Source organism: Ectobacillus soli, assembly GCF_042610425.1.
In the GTDB taxonomy this organism is placed as follows: Bacteria; Bacillota; Bacilli; order Bacillales; family Bacillaceae_G; genus Ectobacillus.
In genome coordinates this window covers 114,920-134,424 of sequence record NZ_JBGJZM010000002.1, presented here as the reverse complement: position 1 = coordinate 134,424, position 19,505 = coordinate 114,920, and the positions used below count along the sequence as shown (strand labels likewise).

The window sequence follows — 19,505 nt, the reverse complement described above, 5'->3', positions numbered from 1 at the left end:
CTGAAATGAAATGGATTTTATCAATTTTAATTAATAGTCTTGTCTTAATTGTGGTTTCTGGGCTGCTGAAAATACTAGCTCCGAACTCGTTTTACATAGAAAATATTTCGACGGCAATTGTAGCAAGCGTTATTTTAGCGATTTTGAATGTGTTTGTTAAGCCATTTTTGGTTTTAATTACATTGCCGATTACCGTGTTTACCTTTGGTTTCTTTTTAATTGTCATTAACGCGTTTACTCTGAAAATTGTGGAGTACCTTCTTGGCAATGCTTTTCATATACAAGGATTTGGTACGGCGATTGTAGCGGCAATTTTCATTGCGTTATTTAATATGCTTATAGATAATACTGTGTTAAATCCACTTTCCAAGCGTAAATGAGACATCTCAACAGTGTGAGATGTTTTTTCATTTGAAAAAATGTTACAATAACGCTACAGTAAAACTAACATATTTATTTTACATGGAGGTTCGGCATGCCAAAGGTTCGTACGAAGGATTTAATAGAGTATTTTCGTCTTGATCTTGTGAGTGGCGAGAAAGGGATTCATCGTTCGATTCAAACGAGTGACTTGTCTCGTCCAGGTATTGAAATGGCAGGTTTTTTTACATATTATCCTTCTGATCGTGTGCAATTATTAGGTAAAACGGAAATTACGTTTTTTAATACATTAACAGCAGAGCAAAAGAAGGAACGAATGGAAGCGTTATGTACCGATGAGACTCCTTGTATTATTGTTACAAGAGGACAAGAAGTTCCGCCTGAGCTACTTCTTGCTTCACAGGAGTCAAATGTTCCTTTGCTTTGTTCAACGCAAAAAACGACGCGCTTAGCTAGTCGATTAACAAATTATTTGGAAAGTAAATTAGCACCTACCACTGCCGTTCACGGGGTACTTGTGGATATATATGGTGTTGGTGTGATGATTATGGGATCAAGCGGTGTAGGGAAAAGCGAAACGGCGCTCGAACTTGTAAAGCGTGGGCATCGTCTTGTAGCAGATGATAGTGTAGAAATTAGACAAGAGGATGAAGATACATTAGTCGGAAGTTCACCGGAATTAATTGAACATCTACTTGAAATTCGTGGCCTTGGTATCATAAATGTTATGACCTTATTTGGTGCTGGTGCGGTTCGAAATCATAAACGTATTTCACTTGCTATTCATCTTGAACTGTGGGATCAAAATAAAAACTATGATCGTTTGGGCCTCGATGAAGAGAAGATGAAAATAATTGACACAGAAATTACAAAAATTACGCTTCCAGTACGCCCTGGTCGTAACTTAGCTGTTATTATTGAAGTGGCAGCCATGAATTTCCGTCTGAAGCGAATGGGAGTAAATGCAGCGCAGCAATTTTCAGAACGATTGATGAATGCCATTGAAACAGGAGATTAATAACAGAAAAGAATAGGAGTGGAGAATGTGCTTCTCGGAAATGTGCCACATTTTGACCGTGTATTTATTCAGTTAGGTCCGTTGCCAATTTATTGGTACGGTGTTATTATCGGGTCAGGTATGTTGCTTGGCTTATGGCTTGCCATTCGGGAGTCACAGCGAAGAGGCCTGCCAAAAGATATTTTTATTGATTTGGTACTTATTGCCATTCCTATTGCGATTATTTGTGCACGCTTGTATTATGTGGCATTTGAATGGGATTACTATGGTAGCAACCCTTCGCAAATTATTAATATTAGACAGGGCGGTCTAGCCATTCATGGGGGATTAATTGGTGGTGTTTTGACGGCTGTAATCTTTGCCCGTCGTCGAGGTGTATCTTTTTGGAAGCTTGCAGATATTGCCGCCCCAAGTATTTTACTAGGACAAGCAATCGGTCGTTGGGGTAACTTTATGAACCAAGAGGCACACGGCGGTCCGGTTACACGTGCCTTTTTAGAAGGCTTACATTTGCCTACCTTTATTATTAATCAAATGTATATTGATGGTGTGTACTATCAGCCTACTTTTTTATATGAATCACTGTGGAACCTCGCAGGCGTTATTATATTACTTCTTCTCAGAAAAGCGAATCTTCGCCGAGGGGAATTGTTCTTCACTTATTTGACTTGGTATTCCATTGGCCGTTTTTTTGTAGAGGGTCTTCGAACAGACAGTTTAATGTTAGGACCTTTACGTATTGCACAGGTAGTATCAATTGTGCTAGTGGTAGCTTCTATTCTTGTCGTATTCCTTCGTCGTAAGATGGGATATGCCGACAAGCGATATATAGAAGAGTAAAGTAAAGCAGCGCCTTCCTTGGGGCGCTGTATGTTTCTATAGTTATACGAAACTCCCTTGCACGGGAGTTTCCGTCTGTATATAGGAGGAGTAAGGAGGGAAGGAATGTGAGACGGACGACACGTTACCCTGTTTCAGGTGCGAATTCACTTTGGCATGTGTATAAAACGGTGCCCTTTTGGAAGGTTATGAGAAACTTTATTATCATTCAGCTTGCGCGTTATACACCGTTTTTAAGTATGAAAAACTGGTTGTATCGAACGTTTTTACATATGAAGATTGGAAAGCAAACATCCTTTGCCCTTATGGTGATGCTAGACATTATGTTTCCAGAAAAAATTAAAGTTGGCCGCAATACGGTGATTGGATACAATACAACTTTGCTTGCCCACGAATATTTAATTACTGAATACCGTCTTGGTGACATTGTCATTGGGGATGAAGTAATGGTCGGTGCCAATTGTACGATTTTGCCCGGTGTAGAAATCGGAAACGGCGCGATTGTTTCAGCAGGCACACTTGTTCATAAAGATGTGCCAGCCGGGGCCTTTGTTGGAGGAAATCCGATGCAACTTATCTATACAAAAGAAGAAATGCAAACACGAAACAATTAAACTCTCCCTTATTCATAACAATGGTTATGAATAAGTATATTGATGCATAAAATATATTGTTTTGTTTTTCTTACAATCGTTTATACTTAAGGTAGAATATGACAGAAATCAGTAGGTGGAGGACTTATGGGGACAAAACAACAGGTGGAAAAAGAGAAAGGACAAGTCATCGCGTTGCAGCAATCTGCCCAATTTTTGTATGAAAAAGGGATGAAGGCTTATCGACGACATAATTTACAAGAGGCAATTAAATATTTAAAACGTGCCGCACACACAGAAAAAAAACCGGTAATCCTTTGTCAGCTTGCATCTGCATTATCAGAAGCTGGACAATATCATGAATCGAATCAGTTTTTAAATAATGTCCTTCGTATGGATTCATCTATGACGGAATGCTACTATTTTTTAGCAAATAACTATGCGTTTCTTGGACTGTTTCAACAGGCGAAAAAATATGCAGAACGATATTTAGATGAGGAAGACGAGGGTGAGTTTTCCGATGAAATTCTCGATTTGCTTGATATTATAGCAGATGAGGAAGACGAGGGTGATGAATTCGAGGATGAAGACGAGCTTATTTTATTACAGGAGCGTGCCAATCGGTTTATTCGTAACGGTCAACTAGAGGAAGCCATTTCTACTCTTGAAACGATGCTAGATGAATATCCGGATTTTTGGTCGGCCTACAACAATTTAGCCATTGCACGTTTTCAGCTTGGAGAAATTGAAAAAGCAATGAAAATAGTGGATACAGTCCTAGAGAAAAATCCAGGAAATATTCACGCACTTTGCAATGCCTTGATCTTTTTATATAGTGTTGGCGAAGAAGAACAGGTACAAAAGCTAGCAGGTCAGCTTGAAAATGTATTTCCAATCTTAATTGAACAACGCTTTAAACTCGGAACTACACTGGCTACTATTGGGAAATTCGAATCTGCTTATAGATGGTTAAATCAATTAAAGAGACAAGGGTATGAAGGCGATTTTAGCTTCTATTATTGGCTTGCTTATTCAGCTTATATGTGTGACGACAAGAATGTCGCTGAAAAAACGTGGCAACGTGTCTTAGAGATATATCCGGACAAGAAAGGGAAGGAACCGTGGAATGCTGTCGATTTAGCAGATGGCAATCAGAGCGTCCTTCTTACGCAGCTAAAGCATTCTTTTTCTAGTGCAAAATGTTTAGAAGAAAAAATGCTTGCTCTCTATTTAATGAATGAATTACAAACGAATGAGAATGAACAAGTATTCTTTGAAACGATGCAATCTAAAGAGAAATCTGTTATTTCAGAATGGGCCCGTTATTTCTTTATTGTAAATAGTGAGAAAAGTGTACCACGTGATTTGCGAGTATTTGCAAAATGTGCACAAATTGCAGATGTCTTGTATGAATATACGAAAAAAGATGACACACTAATTGAAGATTGCCTTCAGTTTTGGTTCCGGACGTTCGCTGCCCTTTACCAAACAAACGTATCATTCTCCAATACGTTTGGATGGTCAGCGGCTATTGAGTACATGATTCGTAAAAATCAACAACAAAAGATGACACAAGCTGAACTGGGGCATATTTATAATGTAAGCATTTCAACGATTCGGAAGTATGTGCAACTTCTAAATCAACAATAGGTTGTTGCCACCCTTTCATTAGGCAAATTAGTAGAAAAAAATAACCCCTATCAGTATAATGAACCTATATTTGAAGAAGAACGCATGGCTAAAAAGGAGTGAAGATTATGTCTGAAGAGAAAATTTATGATGTTGTGATAATTGGAGCTGGACCTGCCGGAATGACAGCAGCGATTTATACATCACGTGCTAATATGAGCACATTAATGCTTGAACGCGGTATTCCAGGTGGTCAAATGGCAAACACAGAAGAAATTGAAAACTACCCTGGTTATGAAAGTATTCTGGGACCAGATTTATCAACAAAAATGTTTGATCATGCTAAGTATTTTGGTGCTGAATACGCGTATGGTGATGTAAAGGAAATCATCGACGGGAAAGAATACAAAACCATTCTTGCAGGTAAAAAAGAATTTAAAGCTCGTTCTATCATCATTGCAAGTGGTGCGGAATATAAAAAAATTGGTGTTCCAGGTGAAAAGGAATTAGGCGGACGAGGAGTTTCGTATTGTGCGGTTTGCGACGGTGCATTCTTTAAAGAAAAGGAACTCGTTGTAATTGGCGGCGGAGACTCTGCAGTAGAAGAAGGTGTGTACTTAACACGTTTTGCGAAGAAGGTTACGATTGTTCATCGTCGTGATAAACTTCGTGCGCAAAAGATCCTACAAGATCGTGCTTTTCAAAATGAAAAGATTTCGTTCGTTTGGAATCACACGGTAAAACAAATCAATGAAACAAACGGAAAAGTAGGTAGCTTAACATTAGTTGATGTCAATACAGGCGCAGAACAAGAATTTAAAGCAGACGGTGCCTTTATTTATGTAGGGATGCTACCACTTTCTAAACCATTTGAAGGGCTACAAATTACGAATGAAACAGGCTATATCGTAACAAACGAACGTATGGAAACGAAGGTTGCTGGTATTTTTGCAGCTGGAGACATTCGTGAAAAAACACTTCGTCAAGTTGTAACAGCTACAGGAGATGGCAGTATTGCCGCTCAAGCTGCGCAGCACTACGTAGAAGAGCTAGTAGAAGAATTAAAAGTCACGAAATAAGCGGTACCTATAACTGGACTATTAAAAAACATAAGTGTACGCACTTATGTTTTTTTTATGTACCAGCCTTGTTTCTTTGCTTATTTTTTACATTGCTGCAATAGTAGGTTCGTTGTGACAATCCACTTTTGATAGTATAATAAGAGGAAGAAAATTACGATATGACTTTTTCGTTGTAGCTGAGGTGAAGGGATTTTGCAAAGAATAACGAACTGTGTTTTAGCAAACGGAGATCAGGTTCTCTTATTACAAAAGCCGCGTCGTAAATGGTGGGTAGCACCAGGCGGAAAGATGGAAAGCGGAGAAAGCATCCGTGAGGCTGTAGTAAGGGAATACCGAGAGGAAACGGGAATCCACTTAGTGAATCCGTCCCTTAAGGGTGTATTTACATTTGTCATTCAGGAGAATAATCAAACGGTATCCGAATGGATGATGTTTTCCTTCCTTGCCACATCGTATACGGGAACAAACAAACATGAATGCGAAGAAGGAATATTAGAGTGGCATAAAGTAGATGAAATTGCCTCGTTGCCAATGGCAGCCGGAGATTATCACATTATTGATTATGCACTACATGGCAGCGAAATTATATATGGAACGTTTGTCTATACACCGGATTTCGAGTTGATTTCATATAGCCTAGATCCGAGCTAAAGGGGAGAAGACTGTGGAAGAGAAAAACAACATCAAAATGGTCATTATCACTGGAATGTCGGGCGCTGGGAAGACGGTGGCACTGCAAAGCTTTGAAGATTTAGGCTATTTTTGTGTAGATAACCTTCCGCCTGCATTATTGCCTAAGTTCGTTGAGCTTATGTCTGAATCAACAAATAAAATGGACAAAGTAGCACTTGGCATTGACTTACGTGGTCGTGAATTTTTTGATCATTTATGGGGAGCTTTAGATGACCTGACAGAGAGAACATGGGTTATTCCGCATATATTATTCTTAGATGCAAAAGATAGCACACTCGTTACGCGTTATAAAGAAACGAGACGTTCACACCCGTTAGCTCCGAATGATTTGCCGTTAAAAGGAATCGAGCTGGAACGGGACTTGTTGCTTGATATGAAGGCACGAGCTAATATCGTACTGGATACGACCAATTTAAAGCCAAAGGAATTACGTGAAAAAATAATTAATTTATTTTCTACCGCTGATCAAACAGGTTTTCGTGTAAATGTAACCTCCTTTGGTTTCAAATATGGTGTACCAATCGATGCAGATTTGGTCTTTGATGTTCGTTTTTTACCAAATCCCTTTTACATTCCACAGATGAAGCCACTTACAGGTTTAGATGAAGAAGTTTCAACGTATGTGATGAAATTTACGGAAACACATAAATTTTTAGAAAAATTAACAGATTTGATTTCATTTATGCTACCCCACTTTAAAAGAGAGGGGAAAAGTCAGCTAGTCATTGCCATTGGTTGTACAGGCGGACAACATAGGTCTGTTACGATAGCTGAGTATTTAGCAAAGTACTTTGAAAAGGATTACCGAACGCATGTGTCTCATCGTGATGTTGAAAAAAGAAAGGGACATTAAAGCATGATAAAAGAGAGAAAACCAAAGATGGTTATTTTTGGAGGGGGAACTGGATTATCCGTCCTTCTGCGTGGGCTGAAGAAATACCCTATCGACATTACAGCGATTGTAACGGTAGCGGATGATGGTGGAAGTTCAGGACGCTTGCGTGACGCATTAGAAATTCCACCTCCTGGTGATGTACGTAATGTACTGGTTGCACTCTCGGATGTTGAACCGCTCGTTGAGGCGTTGTTTCAACACCGTTTTACAACCGGTGAAGGACTTGCGGGACATGCGCTAGGAAATTTACTGCTCGCTGGAATGACATCAATTACAGGTGATTTTTTCCATGCTATTACAGAAATGAGCAAAGTGTTAAATGTAAGAGGTCGAGTCCTTCCGGCAGCAAACCAAAGCGTCGTATTAAATGCAGAATATGCAGATGGCAAGGTAGTTTCAGGGGAGTCGAAAATTCCGTACTCCGGTAAAAAAATTAAACGAGTGTTTTTAACACCTGAAAATGTTGAACCGCTTTCAGAAACATTAAATGAAATTCAGAAAGCTGATCTTCTTGTTTTTGGTCCGGGTAGCTTGTATACGAGCATTCTTCCTAACCTGCTTGTTAAGAAGATTGGAGAGGCTGTGCTTGCTGCAAAGGCCAAAAAAATATATGTATGTAATGTGATGACACAAGCAGGGGAAACGATGGGATATGCTGCCTCTGACCATGTTCAGGCCTTGCATGATCATTTAGGAAAGCCATTTATTAATACGATTATCTTAAACAATGGTGTTATTCCTGAACATTTGCTTCAGCGATACAAAAAGCAAATGTCAGAACCTGTTGAATGCGATGAAGATACATTGCGTAGCCTAGGCATTGAAGTGATTCAAGATAAGCTTGTGAAATACAATGATGATGTGATTCGTCACAATACATCGAAGCTAGCATCTATTTTGTATGCGCTGTTATAATGATTACTGTGTGGGGGTGAGAACATGTCATTTGCATCAGAGACGAAGAAAGAACTGACGAATATAACCATAAAGGACTGCTGCGTCAGAGCAGAACTGTCAGCTCTTATTCGTATGAACGGCTCACTTTCCTTTTCAAATCGACGTCTTATTCTTGATATTCAAACGGAAAACGCTGCAATTGCCAGACGGATTTATGTTCTTCTAAAAAGAAGCTATGAAGTGACAGTAGAATTGCTCGTTCGAAAGAAAATGCAATTGAAGAAAAACAATGTATACATTGTTAGACTTGTGGAAAAAGCCAAAGAAATTTTGGATGATTTGCAGATTATCGAAGGTGATTTTTCACTTGTTCATAATATTTCAAAAAATTTAATTCGTAAGAAGTGTTGCAAGCGCTCTTATCTACGAGGAGCATTTCTAGCAGGCGGATCTGTAAATAATCCAGAAACCTCTTCGTATCATTTAGAAATCTTCTCACTATACGGGGAACATAACGAAAGTATATGTGAACTCATGAACGAATTTGATTTAAATGGGAAAACGTTAGAAAGACGAAAAGGGTATATTACGTATTTAAAGGAAGCTGAAAAAATTACTGAATTTCTGAATATTGTTGGAGCACATCATGCATTGCTTCGATTTGAAGATATTCGTATTCTTCGTGATATGAGAAACTCTGTAAATCGTCTTGTCAATTGTGAAACGGCTAATTTAAACAAAACGATTGGTGCGGCACTCCGGCAAATCGAAAATATAAAATATATTGAACGGGTTGCAGGACTCGATTCTCTTCCTGATAAATTACGCGAAATTGCAGAACTTCGCATTGCTTATCAGGATGTAACGTTAAAGGAATTAGGGGAGATGATGTCTGGCGGTAATATTAGTAAGTCAGGCATTAATCATCGTTTACGAAAAATAGATGAAATAGCGGAGAAACTGCGAGCTGGTGAACCGGTCGCAAGAAAATAAGGGGGAAAATGAAAGTGGTAAACAAACAAGTAACAGTAGCATTAAAGACTGGATTGCAAGCACGTCCAGCAGCGTTGTTTGTTCAAGAAGCAAACCGATTTCATTCAGATGTTTATGTGGAGAAGGGTAGCAAGAAAATTAATGCTAAGAGCATAATGGGTATCATGAGCCTTGCCGTTGGATCGGGTAGCATTATTACAATTAGTGCCGATGGCTCCGACGAAGTTGAAGCGTTAGAAGCATTAGTTAAATTTGTAGAAAAAGAACATTAATCGAAACAAGAGAATATACTTAATTTAGTGGGCCACTGAAAACGCACAATGTTTCAGTGGCCTCATTCATGAATTCGGAAGGGAAGGATTTAGTAGGATTCGTGCTTGGAAGCGGGGGAAAGTAGAGTGGCGCTCTCCATAAACATACAAAAGCCCACACATTGGTGGGCTTTTGTAGTAACTATTTTTCGTACGCTGTACTTATTTTTTAGAAACGATTTTGTCGATCAAACCGTATTCCAATGCACGTTCAGCTGTCATAAAGTTATCACGGTCTGTGTCGCGTGAAATAACTTCTAGCGGTTGACCTGTACGTTCAGCTAAAATGCCATTTAATTTATCACGTAAGAACAAAATACGTTTTGCAGCAATTTCGATTTCAGTTGCTTGCCCTTGTGCACCACCGAGTGGTTGGTGAATCATGACTTCACTGTTAGGAAGAGCAAAGCGTTTGCCTTTTTCTCCTGCAGCAAGTAGGAATGCACCCATTGAAGCTGCCATGCCGATGCAAATTGTTGAAACAGGAGCTTTAATAAATTGCATCGTATCATAAATAGCCATACCAGCTGTGATAGAACCACCAGGGCTGTTGATGTATAAATGGATGTCCTTTTCAGAATCTTGTGCTTCTAAAAACAAAAGCTGCGCCACGATAGAGTTAGAAACGTTATCGTCAATAGCACTACCAAGCATGATAATACGGTCTTTTAAAAGACGAGAGTAGATGTCATACGCGCGTTCTCCGCGGTTTGTTTGTTCAATAACTGTAGGAATTAAGTTCATTGGTATTCCTCCCTTTTTAGAAAAATCTTTCATCCTTATGATACAATTATGGTCAAAAAAGGTCAAACGAAACTACTTAGGAATTTTACTTTATAAATATGTATGTATTCTTTATTCGCTATGTGGGGCGGTATCCCTTCTTTTCATTCCTCTTCATCTTATCCGAATGAACTAATTTTAAACATTGCATTTTTAGTAAATAGTCTATATACTATCTTTATGACCATTTGCGCTCGTAGCTCAGTTGGATAGAGCGGTGGTTTCCGGTACCACGTCTGTCGGGGGTTCGAATCCCTTCGAGCGCGTACGAAAGCTCAGCCTGTTTGTAGGTTGAGCTTTTTTTATATTTGCAAACGTTTAAACATGGAGCAAAGGAATTTTTAACTTATTTTATTCCATTTTTTAGATAATGTATTGTACAATTACATTACAGACATTTTATATTGCTAGCTCGATTTTTTCTTTGGGCATATTTGCCCGCTACTAGGATGGGGTAAGGGGGAGAAGAAATTGAATGTGGGTCTTTCGCTTGAACAATCACTTTCACTTGTGATGACACAGGAATTGCGGCAGTCGATTATGATGCTCCAATATAATGCCCAAGAACTGACTGAATTTTTGCAGGAGCAAATGCTAGAAAATCCGTTGATTGAACTAGGTGGCTTTCATAAAGGAACTGTAGACAATCAAATGGACATATATGGGGAAAAACCCGTTACACTTTGGCAGCATTTGCAAAGTCAGTTGCGTGAAATGGTTCTACCTAAGGATATGCAAAGATTGGTTATGTTGCTTATTGATTGTCTATCTGAAAGTGGTTATATAGAAGATACGGAAGACGAGCTTGCTGAAATATTACAAGCGTCTCTACCGGATGTAAAGCAATCTATAATGATTTTACAAACTATGGATCCGGCAGGAGTGGGAGCGCGTTCTCTCCAGGAATGTCTCAGTTTACAATTAAAGCGTTTACAAAACCGGAATGAGCTAGCGGAACAGCTTGTTTCCTCTCATTTTGAAGACTTGGCAAAAAGGGATTGGAGACGTCTATTACAAGTGTTACATATAAATACGTCCCAACTGCAAATAGCTTTAGACACGATTTTAGCGTTGCAGCCAAAGCCTGGTCTTGCATTTAGTCATGAGATATCCCCGTATATTGTGCCGGATGTAAAAGTTATAAAGCATAAAGATACATATGTAGTAGAATTGCAACGAAAATATATTCCGAAGGTTCGTATTCATCCGGATTATCGTGATCTTCTAGCGAACCATAGCGAACGAGACGTAACTACCTATTTATCTGAAAAACATCAACAGGTAAACTGGATTATGCGTAGTCTTGAGCAGCGAGATCGAACGCTGGTAGAGGTGATGCAAGCAATTATTCGTAGACAGAAGGATTTTTTTCGAAAAGGTCCTATGTATGTGAATCCTCTTTCGTTAAAAGAAATTGCGGATGAACTGAATATTCACGAATCAACGGTAAGTCGTGCAACCCGTCATAAATATGTAGATACATCCTATGGGCTTTATGAAATGAAATTTTTCTTTAGCCATGCTATCCAGTCGTCAGAAAAGGAAGGCGTGTCTGTTAAGCGAGTGAAGGAGCTTTTAAAACGATTAGTGGAAGAGGAGAATAAAAACAAACCATACTCTGATCAAAAGCTTGTCGTACTCCTTGAAGGAACGTACAGAATTTCCATTTCTAGAAGAACCGTGGCGAAATACCGTGAGCAATGCAATATTCCGTGCGCCGCAAAGCGTAAACGAATTGGAACGTGATTCATCGATGAAAGTAGTGCTATATGGAAAGAAGCAATGTGGTTTATGCCAGGATGCAAAATTGGTTTTGGAGCAACTAAGACATGCATACAAATTTGAGCTAGTGGAGATAGATATATATGAGGATGAAACGCTTCTTGAGAACTTTGGATTGATGATTCCAGTTGTCGAAATCGAAGGAGAAATGGTGCAATATGGGAGGATTCACAAAGATGTCATAAGTAAGCGCTTAACAAAATAGTTGCCGCTTGAATAAGAGAAATGCCCCTGTTATAATATTAACCGTAGCAGGGAAAAATTTTTTATAGTAAGTGGGACGTAATAAGTCACTACGGGACTTAAAGCGACCAACAAGTAAGTGGACGATAGATAGTGAGGAGAAAGCATATGCGTTCATGGATTGATTACGCAAAAAAATTATTGCCCGATCTGCTACCTGTTATGCAAACTAGAATGAGGATTTTGCAATACATTCGGCTCTCACAGCCAATTGGTCGCAGAAATTTATCAGCTAGCTTGAACATGACAGAACGAGTTTTACGAAGTGAAGTTCAAGTGTTAAAGACACAAAATTTGATTCATGTCACTCCCTCTGGGATGTCAGTTACAGAGGAAGGGGAATCTCTTGTACTCGCCCTTGATGATTTTATACGCGAAGCATCTGGACTAAATGTGTTAGAAGATAAGTTGAAAGAAGTGCTAGGTCTAGATGATGTGTTTGTAGTTGCTGGTGACAGTGACGAATCAAATTGGGTGAAACAAGAAATGGGTCGTGCAAGCGTTGCTTGTATAAGGAAGCGTCTAGAAGCACACAATATTGTTGCCGTTACAGGTGGAACGACGCTTGCGTCTGTTGCAGAAATGATGGATTTAGACCTCAAGAGTTTGGACACATTGTTTGTACCAGCACGCGGAGGCATAGGCGAAAGCGTGGAAAATGAAGCAAATACGATTTGCGCCAAAATGGCGAAGAACACAAACAGCAAGTATCGACTTTTGTACGTTCCAGACCATGTTGGTAGTGAAGTGTATGCTTCCATTATGACAGAACCATCTGTGAAATCGATTCTAGAACTGATTCATTCTTCAACTATTGTAGTTCATGGCATTGGTGATGCAATTACAATGGCGAAAAGACGTAAAACGCCGGAAGTAGACTGGGACAAAATTGTAGAAGGCAAAGCAGTTGGAGAAGCATTTGGATATTATTTCAATGAACAAGGCGAAGTGATTCACAAAGTGTTAACGGTCGGCATGCAGCTTGAGGATTTAGAAAATATTCCTCACGTCATAGCAGTAGCTGGCGGTTCTTCAAAAGCAAAGGCAATTCAGGCAGTTATTAGACAAGGACACACCTCATTACTTGTAACAGATGAAGGTGCAGCAAAAGAGTTAATAAGGGGAAACCCTTAATATAATAATGATCTTTCAAGGAGGAATATCAAATGGTTAAAGTTGGTATTAATGGATTTGGACGTATCGGTCGTGTTGTTTTTCGTGCGGCTCTAAATAATAAAGATGTAGAAGTGGTAGCAATCAACGACTTAACAAATGCAGCAACACTAGCACACCTTTTAAAACATGACTCTGTACACGGTGCTCTTAATGCAGAAGTATCTGTTAGCGGTGACAGCATTGTTGTTAACGGTAAAGAAATTAAAGTTATTGCTGAACGTGACCCAGCTCAATTACCTTGGAGTGATTACGGTGTAGAAGTAGTAGTAGAATCTACTGGTCGCTTTACGAAAAAAGCTGACGCTGAAAAACACTTAGGCGGTACAGTTAAGAAAGTGGTTATCTCTGCTCCAGCAAGTGACGAAGATATTACAATCGTTATGGGCGTTAACCAAGACAAATATGATGCAGCAGCACACAACGTTATTTCTAACGCTTCTTGTACAACAAACTGCTTAGCACCATTTGCTAAAGTATTAAACGAAAAATATGGTATCAAACGCGGTATGATGACTACAATTCACTCATACACAAATGACCAACAAATTCTTGACTTACCACATAAAGATCTTCGCCGTGCACGCGCAGCTGCAATGAGCATGATCCCTACAACAACTGGTGCTGCTAAAGCGGTAGCTCTTGTATTACCAGAACTTAAAGGTAAATTAAACGGTGGTGCAGTTCGCGTTCCAACTCCTAACGTATCACTTGTTGACTTAGTTGCTGAACTTGACAAATCTGTAACAGTTGAAGAAGTAAACGCAGCATTCAAAGAAGCAGCAGCAGGCGAATTAAAAGGATATCTTGGCTACAGCGAAGAACCACTTGTATCAATTGACTACAACGGTTGCACAAACTCTTCTACAATCGATGCTCTTAGCACAATGGTTATGGAAGGCAACATGGTTAAAGTACTTTCTTGGTACGATAACGAAACAGGTTACTCTAACCGCGTAGTTGACCTAGTAGCATACATCGCTTCTAAAGGTCTTTAATTCATACAAAACTAAATTTGACTTCTTGGGGAAGAGAGGGACTGTTCCCTCTCTTTTCTTACTTTCTCGAATGTTTTAATGATAATCATGCTTTTCTAAGTAAAACACCTTAGACTTATTCAACTTTATAGAAAATTGTGGTAAGCTGATGAATGGGTTTTGTATGTCCTACTAAAGATGGAGGAAATCCAATGAACAAAAAATCAATTCGTGATGTAGATGTTAAAGGAAAGCGTGTTTTTTGTCGTGTTGACTTCAACGTACCAATGAAAGATGGTCAAGTTACAGATGAAACACGTATTCGTGCTGCACTTCCTACGATTCAATTCTTAGTAGAAAAGGGTGCGAAAGTTATTTTAGCAAGCCATCTTGGTCGTCCAAAAGGTCAAGTAGTGGAAGAAATGCGCTTGACTCCAGTTGCAAAGCGTTTAAGTGAGCTTCTTGGAAAAGAAGTTATTAAAACGGATGCAGCATATGGCCCTGAAGTACAAGCTGTTGTAAATGGTTTGGCGGAAGGCGATGTGGTTCTTCTTGAAAACGTACGCTTCTATGCAGGTGAAGAAAAGAATGATCTTACGCTTGCAAAAGAATTTGCTGCGTTAGCTGATTTGTATGTAAATGACGCATTTGGTGCGGCTCACCGTGCACATGCTTCTACAGCTGGTATTGCAGAATTTTTACCAGCCGTATCAGGTCTTTTAATGGAAAAAGAACTAGAAGTATTAGGAAAAGCGTTGTTAAATCCAGAACGTCCTTTCACTGCTATCATTGGCGGAGCAAAAGTAAAAGACAAAATTGGTGTCATTCGCAACTTGCTTGAAAAAGTAGATAATTTAATTATCGGCGGCGGATTGGCTTATACCTTCGTTAAAGCACAAGGATATGAAATCGGAAAGTCTCTTTGTGAAGAAGATAAATTAGATCTTGCAAAAGAATTTATTCAATTGGCAAAAGAAAAAGGTGTTAACTTCTATATGCCGATTGATGCAGTGGTTGCAGATGAATTTGGCGAAAATCCAAATACAGCTGTAGTCGATATCGATGCTATCCCAAGCGATTGGCAAGGACTAGATATCGGACCAAAAACAGAAAAAATTTATGCAGATGTAATCAAGAACAGCAAATTAGTTATCTGGAATGGACCTATGGGTGTATTCGAATTTGATAAATTTGCAAATGGTACAAAAGCAGTCGCAGTAGCATTAGCGGAATCTCCAGATGTATACTCTGTAATCGGCGGTGGCGACTCTGCTGCAGCGGTTGAAAAATTCGGTTTAGCTGACAAAATGAGCCACATCTCTACGGGCGGCGGCGCATCTCTTGAGTTCATGGAAGGAAAAGAACTTCCAGGCGTTGTTTGTCTTAACGATAAGTAATCATAAGGATGGTGCACATCATGCGTAAACCTATAATCGCTGGTAACTGGAAAATGAACAAAACATTAGCAGAAGCAGTAAGCTTCGCTGAAGAAGTAAAAACAAAAATCCCTGCATCTACTTTAGTGGATTCTGTAGTATGCGCTCCGGCTCTTTTCTTAGAACGCCTAGTCGCTACTGCAGCAGGTACAGAATTAAAAATTGGTGCACAAAACATGCACTTTGAAGAAAACGGTGCGTTCACAGGCGAAATTAGCCCGGTTGCATTGCAAGATTTGAACGTAAACTATGTTATTCTTGGTCACTCTGAACGTCGTGAAATGTTTGCAGAAACAGACGAAACAGTAAACAAGAAAACGAAAGCAGCATTCGCACATGGCCTATATCCAATCGTATGCTGTGGTGAAACATTAGAAGAACGCGAAAGCGGCAAAACATTTGATCTTGTAGGAGATCAAATTAAAAAGGCTTTAGCAGGTTTAACGGAAGAACAAGCAAAAGCTACTGTTATTGCCTATGAACCAATCTGGGCAATTGGCACAGGAAAATCTTCATCTAAAGAAGATGCAAACGAAGTATGTGCACATATACGTCGTGTAGTAGCAGACGTATTTTCAACAGACGTTGCAGAAGCAATCCGCATTCAATACGGCGGCAGTGTGAAGCCAGAAAACATCAAAGAATATATGGCACAACAAGATATTGACGGCGCATTGGTTGGCGGTGCGAGCTTAGATCCAGCTTCGTTCTTACAACTATTGGAGGCTGTAAAATAATGACTAGAAAACCAACAGCATTAATTATTCTGGACGGTTTTGGTTTACGTGAAGAAACATATGGTAACGCGGTTGCACAAGCGAAAAAACCGAACTTTGACCGATTATGGGCAAAGTATCCTCATACTACGCTAACCGCTTGCGGAGAAGCAGTAGGTCTTCCAGAAGGACAAATGGGTAATTCGGAAGTGGGACATTTAAACATCGGTGCTGGACGTATTGTATACCAAAGCTTAACTCGTGTGAACGTTGCAATTCGCGAAGGAGAATTCGATAAGAATGAAACCTTCCAAAATGCAATCAAAAATGCGAAAGAAAAGGGTACAAGCCTTCACCTATTTGGACTTCTTTCTGACGGTGGCGTTCACAGTCATATGAACCATATGTTTGCGCTCCTACGTTTGGCAGCAAAAGAAGGTCTAAAGGATGTTTACATTCATGCCTTCTTAGATGGACGCGATGTTGGTCCACAAACAGCGAAGGGTTATATCGATGCAACGTATGAAGTAATCAAAGAAACAGGTGTAGGTCAGTTTGCTACTATTTCTGGACGTTACTACAGCATGGACCGCGATAAGAGATGGGACCGCGTGGAAAAATGCTACCGTGCCATGGTGTACGGAGACGGCCCAACTTACAAGGATCCATACGAATGTATCAATGATTCCTACGAAAACGGCATTTATGACGAATTCGTATTACCTTCTGTTATGACGAAGGAAGACGGATCGCCAGTCGGTACGATTTCAAATGATGATTCCATCATTTTCTACAACTTCCGTCCCGACCGTGCTATTCAAATTTCTCGTGTATTCACGAACGAAGATTTTCGTGAATTCGATCGTGGTGAAAAAGTACCACGCATTCCGGAATTCGTGTGCATGACGAAATTTAGCGAAACAGTTGGTGGGTATGTTGCATTTAAACCAACAAACTTGGATAATACATTAGGGGAAGTTGTTTCTCAAGCTGGCTTAAAACAGCTTCGTATTGCTGAAACAGAAAAGTATCCGCACGTTACCTTCTTCTTTAGCGGTGGACGTGAAGCCGAATTCCCAGGTGAAGATCGTATTCTAATCAATTCTCCGAAAGTCGCAACGTACGACTTAAAACCAGAAATGAGCATTTATGAAGTAACAGATGCATTGGTAAAGGACATTGAAGCAGAGAATCACGATGTTATCATTCTAAACTTCGCAAACTGTGATATGGTCGGTCATTCCGGGATGATGGAACCAACAATCAAAGCAGTTGAAGCAACGGATGAATGCCTAGGAAAAGTGGTCGATGCCATTCTTGCCAAAGGTGGTACAGCTCTTATTACCGCAGATCATGGTAATGCAGATCAAGAGTTAACTACGGAAGGCAAGCCAATGACTGCTCACACGACCAATCCGGTTCCTTTCATCGTAACAGATGAAGCTGTGGCGCTTCGAGAAGGCGGAATTCTAGGTGATATTTCACCAACTATCTTGACTGTATTAGACGTGGAACAACCGAAAGAAATGACAGGAAAAACAATCATCGTAAAATAATTTTGCTACTTAAAAAGGAGAGATTTTTTATGCCAACAATCGTTGATGTTTATGCTCGTGAAGTACTTGATTCTCGCGGAAATCCAACTGTAGAAGTAGAAGTTTATACTGAATCCGGTTCATTTGGCCGCGCATTAGTACCAAGTGGTGCATCTACTGGTGAATACGAAGCAGTAGAACTTCGTGACGGTGACAAAGCTCGCTACGGCGGTAAAGGTGTAATCAAAGCTGTAAATAACGTAAATGAATTAATCGCTCCTGAAATCGTAGGTCTTGACGTTACAGATCAAGCTCTTATCGACCAAGTAATGATCGATCTTGACGGAACTGAAAACAAAGGCAAACTAGGTGCAAATGCAATTCTTGGCGTATCTATGGCAGTAGCAATTGCAGCAGCTGACTATGTAGGTCTTCCATTGTACCGTTACTTTGGCGGATTCAACGCAAAACAACTTCCAACTCCAATGATGAACATCATCAACGGTGGATCTCACGCTGACAACAACGTAGACTTCCAAGAATTCATGATCCTACCAGTTGGAGCTCCATCATTTAAAGAAGCATTACGTATGGGCGCAGAAGTCTTCCATACACTTGCAAAAGTACTTAAAGGCAAAGGCTTAAACACAGCAGTTGGTGACGAAGGTGGTTTCGCTCCAAACCTTGGATCTAACCGCGAAGCACTTGAAGTAATCGTAGAAGCAATCGAAAAAGCTGGCTATGTACCTGGTAAAGACGTATTCCTAGGAATGGACGTAGCATCTTCTGAATTCTACAACAGAGAAACAGGCAAATACGATCTAGCTGGTGAAGGCCGTACAGGCTTAACTTCTGAAGAAATGGTAACATTCTTCGAAGGACTAGTACAAGAATTCCCAATCCTTTCTATCGAAGACGGCTTAGACGAAAACGACTGGGAAGGTCACAAATTACTAACAGAACGCCTAGGCAAAAAAGTACAACTTGTTGGTGACGACCTATTCGTTACAAACACAAAGAAACTTGCACAAGGTATCGAACAAGGCGTTGGTAACTCAATCCTAATCAAAGTAAACCAAATCGGTACACTTACAGAAACATTCGAAGCAATCGAAATGGCAAAACGCGCTGGCTACACAGCAGTAGTCTCTCACCGCTCTGGTGAAACAGAAGACGCAACAATCGCTGACATCGCAGTAGCAACAAACGCTGGCCAAATCAAAACAGGTTCACTTAGCCGTACAGACCGTATCGCTAAATACAACCAATTACTTCGCATCGAAGACGAACTTGGCGACATCGCAGTATACGCTGGTTTGAAATCTTTTTATAACTTGAAGAAATAATTTTATTTCGCTCGAACCCCCTATCTTGTGTGAAATCGGCACAAGATAGGGGTTTTTTGTATTTAATCTCAAAAAAATGGATTTAATCTTAAAAAATGCAAAATAATCCTGAAAAGTGCGAAATAATCCTCAAACGGGTGATTTAATCCCGAAACAAACAAGTTTAATGCCAAATCCTAAAA

At 39.8% G+C, this 19,505-nt stretch carries 20 protein-coding genes and 1 tRNA gene; 20 read left to right on the top strand and 1 reads right to left on the bottom strand.

Features of this window, described 5'->3' with window-relative positions:
* The first annotated feature begins 5 nt into the window (after positions 1-5).
* From ACAN53_RS12535 to ACAN53_RS12485, 11 genes are all read left to right on the top strand, one after another.
* Positions 6-380, top strand: a complete 375-nt coding sequence (locus ACAN53_RS12535; RefSeq protein WP_379970456.1) for a phage holin family protein — start codon at positions 6-8, stop codon at positions 378-380.
* A 95-nt stretch (positions 381-475) separates the two neighbouring features.
* Positions 476-1,399, top strand: a complete 924-nt coding sequence (hprK, locus tag ACAN53_RS12530) for an HPr(Ser) kinase/phosphatase (protein ID WP_379970455.1) — start codon at positions 476-478, stop codon at positions 1,397-1,399.
* Between the two features lie 27 nt (positions 1,400-1,426).
* Positions 1,427-2,239, top strand: a complete 813-nt coding sequence (lgt, locus tag ACAN53_RS12525) for a prolipoprotein diacylglyceryl transferase (RefSeq protein WP_379970454.1) — start codon at positions 1,427-1,429, stop codon at positions 2,237-2,239.
* A 107-nt stretch (positions 2,240-2,346) separates the two neighbouring features.
* Positions 2,347-2,853, top strand: coding sequence for an acyltransferase (locus ACAN53_RS12520; protein ID WP_379970453.1), 507 nt, complete (start codon positions 2,347-2,349; stop codon positions 2,851-2,853).
* Between the two features lie 126 nt (positions 2,854-2,979).
* Positions 2,980-4,482 (top strand): tetratricopeptide repeat protein, encoded by a 1,503-nt coding sequence (locus tag ACAN53_RS12515; RefSeq protein ID WP_379970452.1) that lies wholly within the window; start codon positions 2,980-2,982, stop codon positions 4,480-4,482.
* A 107-nt stretch (positions 4,483-4,589) separates the two neighbouring features.
* Positions 4,590-5,540, top strand: a complete 951-nt coding sequence (trxB, locus tag ACAN53_RS12510; RefSeq protein WP_379970451.1) for a thioredoxin-disulfide reductase — start codon at positions 4,590-4,592, stop codon at positions 5,538-5,540.
* Positions 5,541-5,735: 195 nt separating this feature from the next.
* The gene (locus ACAN53_RS12505; RefSeq protein WP_379970450.1) at positions 5,736-6,194 is read left to right on the top strand and encodes an NUDIX hydrolase; all 459 of its coding nucleotides are present in this window, start codon (positions 5,736-5,738) and stop codon (positions 6,192-6,194) included.
* A 13-nt stretch (positions 6,195-6,207) separates the two neighbouring features.
* The gene (gene rapZ / locus ACAN53_RS12500) at positions 6,208-7,089 is read left to right on the top strand and encodes an RNase adapter RapZ (protein ID WP_379970449.1); all 882 of its coding nucleotides are present in this window, start codon (positions 6,208-6,210) and stop codon (positions 7,087-7,089) included.
* Between the two features lie 3 nt (positions 7,090-7,092).
* Positions 7,093-8,046: a gluconeogenesis factor YvcK family protein gene (locus ACAN53_RS12495; protein ID WP_379970448.1), complete on the top strand. Its 954-nt coding sequence runs from the start codon at positions 7,093-7,095 to the stop codon at positions 8,044-8,046.
* 24 nt (positions 8,047-8,070) lie between these two features.
* Positions 8,071-9,021, top strand: a complete 951-nt coding sequence (gene whiA, locus ACAN53_RS12490; protein WP_379970447.1) for a DNA-binding protein WhiA — start codon at positions 8,071-8,073, stop codon at positions 9,019-9,021.
* A gap of 14 nt (positions 9,022-9,035) precedes the next feature.
* Positions 9,036-9,293, top strand: coding sequence for an HPr family phosphocarrier protein (locus ACAN53_RS12485; RefSeq protein ID WP_379970446.1), 258 nt, complete (start codon positions 9,036-9,038; stop codon positions 9,291-9,293).
* Positions 9,294-9,494: 201 nt separating this feature from the next.
* Here ACAN53_RS12485 and clpP read toward each other — a convergent pair whose 3' ends face one another.
* Positions 9,495-10,076 carry an ATP-dependent Clp endopeptidase proteolytic subunit ClpP gene (clpP, locus tag ACAN53_RS12480; protein WP_379970445.1) on the bottom strand — a complete coding sequence of 194 codons (582 nt, stop codon included), beginning with the start codon at positions 10,074-10,076 and terminating at the stop codon, positions 9,495-9,497.
* A gap of 229 nt (positions 10,077-10,305) precedes the next feature.
* Here clpP and ACAN53_RS12475 point away from each other — a divergent pair.
* The 9 genes from ACAN53_RS12475 (at position 10,306) to eno (ending at position 19,323) form a co-directional block, all read left to right on the top strand.
* Positions 10,306-10,381: transfer RNA gene (locus tag ACAN53_RS12475), tRNA-Arg, on the top strand.
* Between the two features lie 205 nt (positions 10,382-10,586).
* On the top strand, positions 10,587-11,861 hold the full coding sequence (rpoN, locus tag ACAN53_RS12470; protein WP_379970444.1) for an RNA polymerase factor sigma-54: 1,275 nt from the start codon (positions 10,587-10,589) through the stop codon (positions 11,859-11,861).
* The gene (locus ACAN53_RS12465) at positions 11,809-12,102 is read left to right on the top strand and encodes a glutaredoxin family protein (protein WP_379970443.1); all 294 of its coding nucleotides are present in this window, start codon (positions 11,809-11,811) and stop codon (positions 12,100-12,102) included. The genes rpoN and ACAN53_RS12465 overlap by 53 nt, the downstream gene beginning before the upstream one ends.
* Before the next feature lie 146 nt (positions 12,103-12,248).
* A complete protein-coding gene (locus ACAN53_RS12460) occupies positions 12,249-13,274 on the top strand; it encodes a sugar-binding transcriptional regulator (RefSeq protein ID WP_379970442.1) in 1,026 nt (341 codons plus the stop codon).
* Positions 13,275-13,306: 32 nt separating this feature from the next.
* Positions 13,307-14,311 (top strand): type I glyceraldehyde-3-phosphate dehydrogenase, encoded by a 1,005-nt coding sequence (gene gap / locus ACAN53_RS12455; protein ID WP_379970441.1) that lies wholly within the window; start codon positions 13,307-13,309, stop codon positions 14,309-14,311.
* Between the two features lie 191 nt (positions 14,312-14,502).
* Positions 14,503-15,687, top strand: a complete 1,185-nt coding sequence (locus ACAN53_RS12450) for a phosphoglycerate kinase (protein WP_379970440.1) — start codon at positions 14,503-14,505, stop codon at positions 15,685-15,687.
* A 20-nt stretch (positions 15,688-15,707) separates the two neighbouring features.
* Entirely contained in the window at positions 15,708-16,463 is a 756-nt protein-coding gene (gene tpiA / locus ACAN53_RS12445) for a triose-phosphate isomerase (RefSeq protein WP_379970439.1), read from the top strand.
* The gene (gene gpmI, locus ACAN53_RS12440; protein WP_379970438.1) at positions 16,463-17,998 is read left to right on the top strand and encodes a 2,3-bisphosphoglycerate-independent phosphoglycerate mutase; all 1,536 of its coding nucleotides are present in this window, start codon (positions 16,463-16,465) and stop codon (positions 17,996-17,998) included. Before tpiA ends, gpmI begins: the two co-directional genes overlap by 1 nt.
* A 29-nt stretch (positions 17,999-18,027) precedes the next feature.
* Complete coding sequence (gene eno, locus ACAN53_RS12435; RefSeq protein ID WP_379970437.1) at positions 18,028-19,323, top strand: phosphopyruvate hydratase; 1,296 nt, start codon at positions 18,028-18,030, stop codon at positions 19,321-19,323.
* Positions 19,324-19,505 lie beyond the last annotated feature (182 nt).